This is a genomic window from Halanaeroarchaeum sp. HSR-CO (assembly GCF_024972755.1).
In the GTDB taxonomy this organism is placed as follows: Archaea; Halobacteriota; Halobacteria; order Halobacteriales; family Halobacteriaceae; genus Halanaeroarchaeum.
On the sequence record NZ_CP087724.1, the window covers coordinates 570,695 to 582,964 of the forward strand.

The following is a 12,270-nucleotide window of genomic DNA, read 5'->3' on the forward strand; positions in this document are numbered from 1 at the left end:
CTATCACACGCCGCTGGTGAGCAGGATGCCCCACGTGACGAACCACAGGGCGAACGTCATGAAGATGACGTAGATGTGGTCTTTCGCGCCGAACTCGCTCACGTCGATGCCGACGACCCGCATCACGCCGAGTTCGACGACCGACGCGGCGAACACGATGACCAGGCCCAGGGAGTCCGTCGGACCGCTCGCGAGCATCGCGGCGGCCACGCCGGCCCCCACGCCACCCAGGGACGCGATGGTCGTGACCGCCACGCTCCGCGTGTGGCCGGCCATCCGGTTCGCTGTCTCAGTAGCCATACGGACGTTTCTGTGGTGGTCGGGCAAAAGCCGTTCGTTCCGCCGACAGCCGTCGTCCCGGCTCGTCTGTCGTTCCCACACGTTTTATGCCCGTGCACTGTCTCGTTTCGTAACGATGGACGGAAACGATTGCCTGTCGGAACTGCCGCCCAGCGCCAAACTCGTCTACAAGGTGTTGCAGTACGACGGCCCACTCACCCAGAAGCAGCTCGTCGAAGAGACGATGCTCTCCGCCCGAACCGTCCGTTATGCCCTGGAGCGACTCCAAGACTGCGGCAGCGTCGAAGAGGGGATCTACTTCGCGGATGCCCGCCAGAGCCTCTACGAACTGTCCTGTGCTACTCCGTCCGAGGACGACCAGGAGGAGGGCGACGCCTCGGACGACGACGGACAGACACACGAAGCCGACGCCGTCTGACCGATCGTCGTCATTCGTTCGTCATCGCCGTCTCGGCTCACTCGACGGTGATCATCGTCTCTCTGTCGATCGCTCGCTCGAGTTCCTCGGCGATGGCGCTCCCGCGCGAGACCTTGATGTCGCCGCCACGGCCCACCGTCGCGGTGAAGAGGTACTCGCCGTCGGCCTGGACCTCGACGGTCTCGCCGGCGCGGGACCCGTCGACCGGGATGATGACGTGCCGCGAGGTGATCTCCGGCGTGACGATCTCGCCACCGGCGCCGCCGGTTCCACCGCCCCCACCGCCACCCGACGGACCCCCGCCGCTCCCGTAGGCGGGATGTTCGTCGAGGGTCCTGACGTCGATGGTGATCCCCAGTCGGTCCTCGATGTCGCTGATCCGGCCGCCCCCCTTCCCGATGACGTGGGAGATGTCGTCCTCGCTGACGTAGACGACCGCCTGATTCGGATTCCGGATCTCGACCTCGACGGGCCCCCGCGTCGCGGCCTGTATCTCGCGTTCGACCTCGTTCTTCGCGAGTCTATCTACGCCACTCTCCTCGGTGGCGTCACCGGTCTCCTCCAGGGGGACCGTGACGACCTGGCGGTTGAACGTGTATATCTCGTAGGCCGGGCGCTGGGTCTCGAAGTCCCGGACCACGATGACCGGTCGGGCGAGGTCCTGTTCCATGAGTCCCTCGGGGACCTTCACCTCGGTGACGACGTCGTAGATGGTCTGGACCTGGCCGGCCTCGATGAAGACGACGGTATCGACGATCTGGGGGATCATCCCGAGTTCGACACGACCGACCAGTCGCTGGAGGGCGTCGATGGGCCGGGTCGCGTGGACGACACCGACCATGCCGACGCCGGCGAGGCGCATGTCGGCGAAGACCTCGAAGTCGTCGGTCTTGCGCACCTCGTCGTAGATGGTGTAATCGGGGCGGACCATCAACAGCGAGTCGGCGGTCTTCTCCATGGTGCCCGCGAGTTCGGTGTACTGGGTGATCTCCGGGCCGACCTGGAGGTCGCGCGGTTTCTCCATGGTCTTCACGACGTTGCCGGCGTCGTCGAGGAACTCGGCGACGGCCTGGGCGAACGTCGACTTCCCCGCGCCCGGTGCCCCGGCGACGAGCACCCCCCGGTCGCGCTCTTTCAGCCGGGACTGGAGCTCCTCGACGTGGTCGTAGTCGTCCATCGTCGTCTTGACGATGGGGCGGACCGCCGTGATCTCGATGCCGTCGGAGAAGGGCGGTTCCGCGATGGCGATCCGCATGTCGCGGATCTGGGCGATGATCATCCCCTCCTCGCGCAACTCGATGAAAGCGTCCTCGCCGCGTTTGCCGGTGTCGATGATCTCGGAGGCGAACTCCTTCAGTCGGTCCGCGTCCAGGGGTTCGTCGCCGATGGCCTCGTAGGAGATGTTCCCGACGTCGCCGCGTTTGGCCATCGGGACGACGCCGACTTTGAGGTGGACGGACATCGTCGTGTCGTCGAAGAAGTCCTCGATGCCGAGGCGACCGCGTTCGCGGTCCTTCGGCTCGAGGTACTCGACGGTCAGTCCTTTCCCGCGACCGACCTCGGCCTGGACGATGTCGCTCGTGACGAAGGTGGCGTCGTACTCGACCGCCACCTCGCGGATGACCGCGTCGATGGCCCCCTCGCTCGCCCGCTGGATCTCTGCTTCGCTGGCCCGTCCACCGACGTACTCGACCTCGATCTCCCCGTCGGCGTCCAGGTCGGCGAGACGCTGTAGCTCCTCGATGCCGTCCCACCCGATGTCGCGTCCCCGGTTGGCCTGCGATTCGATCTCGCCGATGACTGCCTCGGGGAGGTAGATGGTGGCCCCGGCGTACTCGCCGTCGACCACCTTCTCGGAGATGCGGCCGTCGACGACCACGCTCGTGTCCGGGACGATCTTCATACGATACACTACGGACGGCCACTAAAAAAGGGTGTTCACCCCGCCCCGTCGTGGACGTATTTCTGGCAGGTGGGGTTGCGGTCCCACCGGTTTTACGGGGTCACGGGCGGACTCCTCAGTCATGACCGACCTCCGCGACCTGACCGCCACCCTCGTCTCGATTCCGAGCCACGAGGACGCGACCGCCGCCGGCGACGCCATCGCATCGTGGCTTCGCGCGGAGACCGACGCGCGAGTGACGAGCGACGACGCCGGCAACGTCATCGCGAGACGCGGGACCGGCCCGTCCCTCGCGCTCGTCGGGCATCACGACGTCGTTCCACCGGCGGATTCCCAGGTGGACGGCGACGAGTACGTCGTCGAGGAGCGCGACGGTCGGCTCTACGGTCGCGGAACCGCGGACATGAAAGGCGCGCTGGCTGCGATGCTCCTGGCCTTCCGGGACGCCGAGCCAGCGGGCGAACTCGTCTTCGCGAGTTTCGTCGGCGAGGAGGACGGCGGCGTCGGTGCCCGGGCCGCCATCGACGCCGGGTTCGCCCCCGACTATGCTGTCGTCGGGGAGGGATCGATGGGCTATTCGGCCCCTGGTGTTCTCGACGTAGCCGTCGCTCACAAGGGGCGCCGTGGGAGCACGGTCGTAGCCAGCGGAACCTCGGCCCACGCCTCCGAGCCGGAGACGGGCGAGAACGCCGTCTACCGGGCGACCGATGCGGTCGCCGTCATCCGCGACCTCTCGGCCCCCGAGACGACCGTCATGGGGGAGACAACCACCGGCAGTCTGGCGGTCACCGGTATCGAGGGTGGGACTGCGTGGAACGTGATACCGGACGCCTGCGAGGTCACCGTCGACGAGCGGACCGTGCCGGGTGACAGAGCCCCCCTGGAGCAGGTCGAGGAGATTCCCGGCGTCGAGTGGCGCGTCGACCAGGACCTGCCACCCATGCGGTGTGACGATTCGGACTTCGCGGCGGCGGTCGTCTCGGCGGCCGACGACGTCCAGGAATCGACGCCCGAGGCGGTCGTCAAACCCCACGCGACCGACGCGGGGTGGCTGGCGGCGGCCGGAACGAGCACGGTGGTCTGTGGCCCGGCCGAACCGGGGGAGGCGCACACCGAAGCGGAGAGCGTCTCGCTCGCGGTGCTGGACCGCGTTCGTCGGTGCTACGAGACCGTCGCGACGTCCTGGCCGGCCGAGGACGGGTGACGGTCCGGCCGGGACGAAAAACGCGAGGGTTGATGGGTGGAGCGCCCCGAGTGAGACGTATGCCCGACGACCCACCCGCCGCCTACGACGAATTGCTCGACCGATACGAACGGATCGTCAACGTCGGGAATGCGCGCGGTCTATTGAGCTGGGACCAGCAAGTGATGATGCCCGAGGGCGGGACGCCGGCCCGCTCGAAACAGCTCTCGACGCTCTCTTCGCTCTCCCACGACCTCCTGACCGACGACCGCGTCGGCGAACTCCTCGACGACCTCGAGGACGCGGACCTCACCGTCGAGCAGGCGGGTGCGGTCCGAGAGATACGCCGCGAGTACCGACGCGAGACGCGCGTCCCCCGCGACCTCGTCGAACGCATCTCGGAGGCGGCGAGCGAGGCGCTCCCGGTCTGGGAGTCCGCCCGGGCCGAGGACGACTGGGACGCCTTCGCGCCGGCGCTCGAGGACCTCATCGAACTCAAGCGGGAGTACGCCGCCCACATCGACCCGGACCGTGACCCGTATGCCGTCCTCTTCGAGGACTACGAACCGTATCTCGGCCTCGAGACCGCCGAGCGAATCCTCGGACAACTCGCGGCGGAACTCCCCCCGCTCATCGACGATATCCGCGAGAGCGACGTGGACCTCCCGAGGCCGTTCGCGGGCGAGTTCGATCCGGCGACCCAGGAGGACCTGGCCCGCGACGTCCTCGACGCCCTCGGCTACGACTGGGAGCGTGGCCGACTCGATACCTCGACACACCCCTTCTCGATGGGCACCCAGTTCGACGCCCGGGTGACGACGCGGTTCTCACCGGACGACCCGCTCGACTCGCTGTACAGCACCATCCACGAGTTCGGACACGCGAGGTACACCCTCGGACTGCCCCAGGACCAGTACGGGACGCCGCTGGGCCAGCCCCGGGACATGACCGTCCACGAGTCACAATCCAGGCTGTGGGAGAACCACGTCGGCCGCTCGCGGGCCTTCTGGGCGCATTTCCTGCCGGCCCTCGTCGATCGGTTCCCGGATCTGGCGGGGGTCGACGTCGACGATCTCTACGCCGCCGCCAACCGGGTGGACCCGGACAACGTCATCCGCGTGGAGGCGGACGAACTGACCTACCACATGCACATCGTCCTCCGCTTCGAGATCGAGCGCGACCTGATCGCGGGCAACCTGGCCGTCGAGGACGTTCCGCAGGTGTGGAACGACAAGATGGCGGAGTACCTCGGCGTCAGACCCGAGACGGACAGCGAGGGCGCCCTGCAGGACATCCACTGGAGTCACGGCAACTTCGGGTACTTCCCGACGTACTCGATGGGAAGTGTCCTCTCCGCCCAGCTGTACGCGGCCGCGGACGAAGCCATCGACGACCTCGATGAGCACCTCGCCGCCGGCGAGTTCGAACCGCTGGGGGACTGGCTCACCACCCAGGTTCACCGACACGGTTCGCGCATGACCACCGACGACCTCGTGAAATCGGCGACCGGCGAGTCGTACGCGGCCGATCACTTCCTCGCGTACGTCACCGAGAAGTACGGCGAGCTGTACGATCTGTAACGATCCTGGCTCCGAGGTGGCTACCGATCGCTTACCATGTGAGGGGCTGTCGTACCGGAAGGAATATAGTGTGCCACGTAATACCATAGCCCGTATGGCGACTGCAGACACTTCGGACGACGCTGTCCTGGACCAGTTCCTCGAGAACAACGGCCACACGACTGCAGCATGGGACCGAAGCTATAACAAAAAGCAGTGTCCGGAGTGTGGCGGAATCCACGACGTAGACGCCATGCGCTGTTCGGTCTGTGGCTGGTCGCCGTAGGACCGATACAGCGTTCGGGGACTCTCCCCGTTTTTTCACAGACTCCCCCGAAAGCGACGCGTCCGGCAGCCAGGAGCGTGTCGCGGCTCAGAATGCGGTAATGACGACGACGCCGAAAACGATGAGGGCGGCTCCCAGGACCACCTGGCGAGTGACCTGTTCGAGGTCCCGCAGGAGGACCGCCGCGAAGAGCGTGGTGAACAGCGGCGCCGTCGCCGACAGCGGATCGACGATGGCGACCCGCTCGGCCTGGAGTGCGGCGAACAGCGAGAGCAACGCGACGGCCGTGAGCGTTCCGCTGCCCGCGAAGTACGCGTAGGTCTTTCGCGGTGCGTACAGGACGTCCCGGCGACCGGCGACCACCGCGAACGTCCCCAGTGCGACCATCCCGCCGAACTCGTTCAGCGCCACGGCCTCCAGCAGGCTGACGTCGGGAAAGCTCACCAGCCCGTACCGCCGGGCCACGTTCCCGATGGCGAATAAGAGCGCTGCGAGCAGCGGGTAGAGCAGATCCGCTCGTTCCCAGCCCGTGATATCGCCACCCTTCGAGAGGGTGAGGGCCACCAGCCCGGTGACCACGACCAGGATACCGATGGCGGTGTGGAGACCGACGCTCTCACCCAGCAAGAAGACGGCGAGGATGGTGGCAAAGAGTGGCCGGATGGAGACGGCCGCGGTGTTGATCGCGGCCCCAACCCGGTCGACCCCCGTGAAGATCGCGAGGCGGCCGAGGGCGGTCCCGACGACGCCTGCCAGGACGAATAGGGCGATGGCCGCGAGTGGCAGGTCGACGAATATCTCGGTGCCCCGGGTGGCCAGGAGGACGAGGAGGTACAGCGTCGTGTCCACGGCGACGACGACCAGGGAGGCCTGTAAGGACGATCCGCCACCGGCCATGCCGCGTTTCGAGAGGATCGGGGTGAACCCCCAGATGACGGCCGGGAGAAGTGCGAGCGCGTAGATGGTGGCGGCGGTCATGCGTGGTCGGTGTGCCCGACGACCCCATAGTCTTCTCGATTGACGCATCCGGCACATCTAAGATGGATGGCATCAAACGGCCAGACGAACGCATGCCGGAGTGCCAAAACTGTGGCTCTTTTGTAACCGATGCGTACGTCCGGGTCTTCACGCCGGACGGGGTGACCCAACCGCGGGTATGTCCGAACTGCGAGGACAAGATCCGCGACGGGGCGGACGTGCGGGAGGCACGTTCGACGCGGCGGTCCTGACCGACGATCCGTCGATTCCAGTCGCTCGTCCCGGGCGGCGTTCGACGCGACGGCCCGGCGAGGACGGGGCTGGATCCGCGTCGAACCCCTAGCGCTGGCTTTTCAGGTTGTTTATAGGGTTTCGGCCCCAGTAACTGGACAATGACTGAAACGGACCCGGAGGTTACGCGCCTCTTCGGGGGACCAGGGAGCGGGAAGACGACAGCACTGCTGGACCGAGTCGACCAACTCCTCGAACGGGACGACGTCGCGGTCGAGGACATCCTCGTCGTCTCGTACACCCGGGCGGCCGCGGCCGAGGTCCGCGAGCGGCTCGCAGACCGTCTCGACATGAACCCGCGAGCGCTTCGCGGGAACGTCTCGACGATGCACGCGAAGGCCTACGACCTGCTCAACCTCTCGCGGGGCGACGTGGTGGGGGAGAACGACAAGGAGGAGTTCTGCGAGGAGTTCGGCCTGCCCTACGAGGACGAGTATGCATCCGGATCCCGCCGCACGGCCCGTTCGACGACCCTTGGGAACAAGATCATCGCGACGAGCCAGTGGCTCCAGCGGACCCAGCGCGACGTCGCCGACTGGTACGACGTCCCGTTCCGCTGGAACGACGAGGAGGTTCGCCTCCCACCGGAGATCGACGAGAACGCCCAGGTCGGGAACAAGTACACGCCCACCTGGCCGACCAGCGACGACCGTTTCGACATCCCCGAGGCCATCCGTGGGTGGCGCTCCTACAAGGGCCAACACGGCCTCGTCGGCTTCGCCGACATGCTCGAGCGGGTACAGCAACGTTCACTCGTCCCCCGGGTCGACCACCTGGTCATCGACGAATTCCAGGACATCACCCAGCTGCAGTACGCGGTCTACGACGAGTGGAAACCACACATGGAGACGGTGTTCATCGCGGGCGACGACGACCAGGTCGTCTACGCCTGGCAGGGTGCCGACCCGAAACTCCTCCTCGACGAGGTGACCGACGAGGACGTCATCCTCGAGAACTCCTACCGGCTCCCCTCCCACGTGCTCGACGTCGTCAACCGCGAGGTCGCCCACATCGAGGAACGCCAGGACAAGGATCTCCGTCCGCGCAAGGAGGGCGGGGCCGTCGAGGCGGTCGAGAGCCCTTCGGTCCTCGACCTCGTTCGGAACGTGCGGAGTACGATCCGCGATTCCGAAGACGACTCGGTGATGGTGCTCTTCCGGGCCCGGTATCAGCTCTTCGAGTTCGTCGACGAGTTCATCGGCGAGGGAATCCCGTTCAAGGCACTCACCGACCAGCGGTTGTGGACCGACCGCCTCCAGCAGTACATCTCGGCCGTCGAAGCCCTCGACCGGGACGAACCCATCGACGGTCTCGAGACGCGCCGACTCGTCGACATGCTGCAGTCCTCCGCCTTCGGGACGAACGAGCGGTCGGCGTTCCGCGACTATCTCGACGACCGCGAAGAGGCCGCCGGCGAGGACGTCGACCTCACCGAGATCGAGGTCGACCCCGAAACGATCCGCGAGTACGCCCCCTTCGTCCCGGCACCGGCGTCGGCGGCGGACATGCTCCGGAAGGTGACCCGGTACCAGCGGCGGAGCGTGGACGCCTACTTCCGCGGCGACTACCAGCACGTCGACCCGGACCGGGTTCGCGTGGGCACCATCCACAGCGCCAAGGGCCGCGAGGCCGACCACGTCTTTCTGGCGACCGACCTCACCGAGAAGGTCGTCGAGCAGATGGTCGCGACGGCGACCGACCGCGAGATTCCCGCGGGCGTCGAGTTCACCCGCCAGTCCTCCCCGGTCCCCGTCCTCACCGACAACGAACGCCGGGTCTTCTACGTCGGGATGAGTCGCGCCCGCGAGCGTCTCGTGTTGCTCCAGAACCTCATCGACGGCGCCCCGACCCTCCCCATCGACGTCCTGCTCTACGGCAAACCCACCGGGAACACCCTCGAGGAGTCCCTGGCCGGCGAAGAGAGCGTCACCATCCTGCAGTAGTCCCGTCAACGAGAAATCCGGTACGTCTTTGCGCGGTCGCCCGGTAGTCGAGCGTATGTTCACCGGCATCGTCGAGGAGACCGGCATCGTCGAGTCAGTGACGGACGACGAGGGCGGACGACGACTCCGCATCGCGACCGAGGGGATGACCGACTTCGAAGCCGGCGAGAGCGTCGGCGTCAGCGGCGTCTGTCTCACCGTCGAGGAGTCCGGCGACCGCTGGTTCTCCGTGTTCACGGCGGCGGAGACGCTGGCGAAGACGACCCTCGACCAGGTACAGGAGGGTGATGGCGTCAACCTGGAACGACCGATGCCGGCCGACGGCCGCTTCGACGGTCACATCGTCCAGGGCCACGTCGACACCACGACCGAGGTCGTGGACGTGGAGTCCGTCGGCGAGGACTGGACGTTCACGTTCGCGCTCCCAGAGGGCTACGAGCGCTACCTCGCGCCAAAGGGCTCGGTGGCTCTCGACGGCATCAGCCTGACCGTCGCCGACCTCGACGACGACGCCGGCACCTTCTCCGTCGCCATCATTCCGACGACGTACGAGGAGACGACCCTCGGCGAGCGAGACCCGGGCGAGGCGGTCAACGTCGAGGTGGACGTCATCGCGAAGTACGTCGAACGAATGGCCGAGGTCGCGTAGGCCGACACCACGCGGCTCTCAGTCCGATTCGTCAGTCGACGGCGGTTCGCTGGCCCGTTCGCTTTCTATCGACCGTGGTTCGCCGACGATGGATCTATCTATGGCCGTCGGTTCGCCGGCCGAGGAACCTTCCCTCGACGACTGTTCCCCGGCCGTGGACCCCTCGGTCGACGTCCCGCCGCCGGTGGCCGCCGCGGCATCGGCGGTGGAACCGTCGAACCGTCCGTAGAAGGCCGCGGCACCCGTCTCTCGGAACGCTCGGGCGTACGACCGGAGTTTCACGACGAGCGCGAACAGGACGACGGCGTCGAAGACGACGACGAAGGCGATGAACCCGATAGCCGGCGGGATGGCGACGACCGGGGAGAGTACCGCGAGACCAGTCCCCAGATTCGAGACGAGAACGTTGTACGTTCCGTGGATGAACGCCGCGATCAGCAGCCCCTTCACGACGATGGGCCCACGGTTCGCCGGGTTGAACTTCGCCAGGCCCAGGTAGTAGCCCGCGATGGCGGAGTAGATGACGTGGCCAGGACCCGCGAAGGTTCGGACGGCGGCCGTCTGGAGGGTGGCGACGAGTGGCGTCTCGCCCCCGATCGCCGCGGTCTGGAAGTACTGCTGGGTGATGTAGAGGGTGTTCTCGATGGCTGCGAAGCCGAGGCCCGCGACGGCGCCGTAGACGGCACCGTCGACGACCGCGGCGAACTCCGTCTGGCGATAGCCGTACATTCTGACCGCGAGCAGCTTCACCGTCTCCTCGACCGGCGCGACCACGAGATAGAAAAAGAGGACCAGTCCGATCGAGCCGAACGCCGCGAAAGTACCCTCCAGGGAGGAGTTCGCGACGGCCGCGAAACTGGCGAAGAGGATGCCAAGCAGGAACGTGATGGCGAGTGAGTCCAGCGGCTGGGCCATCGTCACGTCCGAGCGCCAGACGTAGAAGGCGATGACCAGCGCGGGGACGATGGAGGCGACGATGTAGGCGCCGACGATCGGGTCGCGTTGCAGTGCGGCGACGGTCAGCGCGGCCTGACTGAGGACGATGAGAAGGGCGACGCTGACGACCATCGCTCGCGAACTCGCGACGAGGGCCCCGTACACCGATCGGGAGACCGAATCGAGCCGACTGCGCTCCTCCCAGGTGACTACATCGTAGAGGTCCGTCCCCTCATCGGCGGCCCATTGCACCGGGTCGGGCCGATTCCGGTCGTCCATACGACGTGATAGCGTTGGAACGGACTAAGCCCTTTCCCGGACAGGATCGACAATCGTGAAAGCCCCGGGGTCGTAACGCCTTCGTATGACACCCCCGCCGTCGGCGTCGACCGACGCTGGTGCCGATCCGCGACCGCGGGCCCGGGTGCGGGGAATCTACGCCACCGCACTCACGAACCACCTCCTCTCGAGCGACCCGCCGTTCGACGTGGTCCAGGCGTCACCCCCTATCGAGCGGCGGTTCGACCGGGAGTTTCCCGCCGAACCGGCCGACGTGACCGTCGAGATGACCCGGGACCGTCACGGCCTCCAGATAGCTGGCGATCCGTCGGCCGTCGCCGATCTCCGCGCCGCCGTCGACGACCTCGCCATCGACACGTTCACCTGGTCGGACGTCGCCGCCCCAGGGGCGGTCTTCTCGGGCACCGTCACGGACACGAACGGTGGTGGCGCCATCGTCTCGCTCGCGGACGACCGGGAGGGGTTTCTGCCCTTCGGAAACGCGGACGGATACGTGGACGTCGACGACGAGATCAGAGTCCAGGTGACCGAACCCCATGCCCCGTGGGACCGCGGCCGCCCCGTCCTGGACACGGCCCTCCGGATTCCGGGGGACGTCGTGACCCTCGAAGCGGGCGTCGACTCGCTCGTCGCTGGTACCCCCGATGGGACACCGACCCACGAACTGGTCCGGACGACCGAACTCCTCTCGACGACGGTCCCGGACGACTGGGGAGTGGTGTGGGAACGGGGGGCCGAGGACCTCGCCGTCGCCGACCTGGACGCCGCACTGGCAGCCGCCGTCGAGCGCGCGAACGACTTCGACGAAGCCCTCGATACCGCGGCAGGTGAAGGGAAGCTCGCGACACCCACGCACCTCGTCTGGTCCTGGTTCGGTCGGTCGTCGCGGTTCGCCCTCGACGCCCTCCGTCGGGACGTGACCGCGACGATGCCCGGTCACCACCGAACCAAGGCTGGGGACGAACGGGCGAGCGGTGCCGTCGACTTCGCCGAACACCTCGGCGTCCAGGCGAACGAGTTTCCGTTCGAGGCGGTCACCGCGTCGTTCGGGCCCACGGAGGGTGACCGCGTCGCCATCGGCCACGGCAAGCCGGACGGTCGCTACGTGGAGCTCGGCCGGGGGGCGGTTACAGCCGTCGACCCGGAGACACAACGGGTCACCGTCGAGCGGGCGATGACCGGCGGCGGGACCTACGACGCACTGGGGGTGCCACGGGTCGACGGCGACGTCGCCACGACCCGGTTCACCGAGGGACGCTGGTGGTATCCAACGGTCTACCGCAGCGAGGACGGCGAGCGTCGTGGCACCTACGTCAACGTCTCGACGCCGGTCGAGGTCTTTCCCGACGTGATCCGATACGTCGACCTCCACGTGGACGTCATCAAACGGGCGGACGGGACGGTGGAGGTCGTGGACGAAGCGGAACTCGCTGCGTCGGTGGACGCCGGCACCGTCTCGGAACCGCTCGCCGAGAAGGCGATGGACGTCGCTTCGCAGGTCGCGAATGCCCTCGAGGAGTAACC

At 67.1% G+C, this 12,270-nt stretch carries 11 protein-coding genes; 7 read left to right on the forward strand and 4 right to left on the reverse strand.

Annotation, left to right across the window (positions count from 1 at the left end):
* Positions 1-3: 3 nt before the first annotated feature.
* On the reverse strand, positions 4-300 hold the full coding sequence (locus tag HSRCO_RS03065) for a hypothetical protein (protein ID WP_259518934.1): 297 nt from the start codon (positions 298-300) through the stop codon (positions 4-6).
* A 115-nt stretch (positions 301-415) separates the two neighbouring features.
* Between HSRCO_RS03065 and HSRCO_RS03070 the strand changes: the two genes are divergently transcribed.
* A complete protein-coding gene (locus tag HSRCO_RS03070; RefSeq protein WP_259518935.1) occupies positions 416-718 on the forward strand; it encodes a helix-turn-helix domain-containing protein in 303 nt (100 codons plus the stop codon).
* Between the two features lie 37 nt (positions 719-755).
* Here the strand turns inward: HSRCO_RS03070 and HSRCO_RS03075 are convergent, their stop codons facing one another.
* Positions 756-2,621, reverse strand: coding sequence for a PINc/VapC family ATPase (locus HSRCO_RS03075; protein WP_259518936.1), 1,866 nt, complete (start codon positions 2,619-2,621; stop codon positions 756-758).
* A 121-nt stretch (positions 2,622-2,742) separates the two neighbouring features.
* Between HSRCO_RS03075 and HSRCO_RS03080 the strand changes: the two genes are divergently transcribed.
* The 3 genes from HSRCO_RS03080 to HSRCO_RS03090 all read left to right on the forward strand — a co-directional run bounded on the left by HSRCO_RS03080 (position 2,743) and on the right by HSRCO_RS03090 (position 5,649).
* The gene (locus tag HSRCO_RS03080; protein ID WP_259518937.1) at positions 2,743-3,825 is read left to right on the forward strand and encodes a M20 family metallopeptidase; all 1,083 of its coding nucleotides are present in this window, start codon (positions 2,743-2,745) and stop codon (positions 3,823-3,825) included.
* Positions 3,826-3,884: 59 nt separating this feature from the next.
* The gene (locus tag HSRCO_RS03085; protein WP_259518938.1) at positions 3,885-5,384 is read left to right on the forward strand and encodes a carboxypeptidase M32; all 1,500 of its coding nucleotides are present in this window, start codon (positions 3,885-3,887) and stop codon (positions 5,382-5,384) included.
* A gap of 94 nt (positions 5,385-5,478) precedes the next feature.
* Positions 5,479-5,649 (forward strand): HVO_0416 family zinc finger protein, encoded by a 171-nt coding sequence (locus HSRCO_RS03090; protein WP_259518939.1) that lies wholly within the window; start codon positions 5,479-5,481, stop codon positions 5,647-5,649.
* 87 nt (positions 5,650-5,736) lie between these two features.
* Here HSRCO_RS03090 and HSRCO_RS03095 read toward each other — a convergent pair whose 3' ends face one another.
* Complete coding sequence (locus HSRCO_RS03095; RefSeq protein ID WP_259518940.1) at positions 5,737-6,627, reverse strand: DMT family transporter; 891 nt, start codon at positions 6,625-6,627, stop codon at positions 5,737-5,739.
* A 392-nt stretch (positions 6,628-7,019) separates the two neighbouring features.
* Here HSRCO_RS03095 and HSRCO_RS03100 point away from each other — a divergent pair, with 392 nt between their 5' ends.
* Both HSRCO_RS03100 and HSRCO_RS03105 read left to right on the forward strand, forming a co-directional pair.
* Entirely contained in the window at positions 7,020-8,861 is a 1,842-nt protein-coding gene (locus tag HSRCO_RS03100; RefSeq protein ID WP_259518941.1) for a UvrD-helicase domain-containing protein, read from the forward strand.
* A 55-nt stretch (positions 8,862-8,916) separates the two neighbouring features.
* The gene (locus HSRCO_RS03105) at positions 8,917-9,510 is read left to right on the forward strand and encodes a riboflavin synthase (RefSeq protein WP_259518942.1); all 594 of its coding nucleotides are present in this window, start codon (positions 8,917-8,919) and stop codon (positions 9,508-9,510) included.
* An 18-nt stretch (positions 9,511-9,528) separates the two neighbouring features.
* Here HSRCO_RS03105 and HSRCO_RS03110 read toward each other — a convergent pair whose 3' ends face one another.
* Entirely contained in the window at positions 9,529-10,725 is a 1,197-nt protein-coding gene (locus HSRCO_RS03110) for a PrsW family intramembrane metalloprotease (RefSeq protein WP_259518944.1), read from the reverse strand.
* Between the two features lie 85 nt (positions 10,726-10,810).
* Between HSRCO_RS03110 and HSRCO_RS03115 the strand changes: the two genes are divergently transcribed.
* Complete coding sequence (locus HSRCO_RS03115; RefSeq protein ID WP_259518945.1) at positions 10,811-12,268, forward strand: DUF402 domain-containing protein; 1,458 nt, start codon at positions 10,811-10,813, stop codon at positions 12,266-12,268.
* The last annotated feature ends 2 nt before the right edge of the window (positions 12,269-12,270 follow it).

Excerpts from the sequence above, each read along its gene's own strand:
- HSRCO_RS03065 (WP_259518934.1), bottom strand. The coding sequence starts at position 300 with ATGGCTACTGAGACAGCGAACCGGATGGCCGGCCACACGCGGAGCGTG.
- HSRCO_RS03070 (WP_259518935.1), top strand. The coding sequence starts at position 416 with ATGGACGGAAACGATTGCCTGTCGGAACTGCCGCCCAGCGCCAAACTC.
- HSRCO_RS03075 (WP_259518936.1), bottom strand. The coding sequence starts at position 2,621 with ATGAAGATCGTCCCGGACACGAGCGTGGTCGTCGACGGCCGCATCTCC.
- HSRCO_RS03080 (WP_259518937.1), top strand. The coding sequence starts at position 2,743 with ATGACCGACCTCCGCGACCTGACCGCCACCCTCGTCTCGATTCCGAGC.
- HSRCO_RS03085 (WP_259518938.1), top strand. The coding sequence starts at position 3,885 with ATGCCCGACGACCCACCCGCCGCCTACGACGAATTGCTCGACCGATAC.
- HSRCO_RS03090 (WP_259518939.1), top strand. The coding sequence starts at position 5,479 with ATGGCGACTGCAGACACTTCGGACGACGCTGTCCTGGACCAGTTCCTC.
- HSRCO_RS03095 (WP_259518940.1), bottom strand. The coding sequence starts at position 6,627 with ATGACCGCCGCCACCATCTACGCGCTCGCACTTCTCCCGGCCGTCATC.
- HSRCO_RS03100 (WP_259518941.1), top strand. The coding sequence starts at position 7,020 with ATGACTGAAACGGACCCGGAGGTTACGCGCCTCTTCGGGGGACCAGGG.
- HSRCO_RS03105 (WP_259518942.1), top strand. The coding sequence starts at position 8,917 with ATGTTCACCGGCATCGTCGAGGAGACCGGCATCGTCGAGTCAGTGACG.
- HSRCO_RS03110 (WP_259518944.1), bottom strand. The coding sequence starts at position 10,725 with ATGGACGACCGGAATCGGCCCGACCCGGTGCAATGGGCCGCCGATGAG.
- HSRCO_RS03115 (WP_259518945.1), top strand. The coding sequence starts at position 10,811 with ATGACACCCCCGCCGTCGGCGTCGACCGACGCTGGTGCCGATCCGCGA.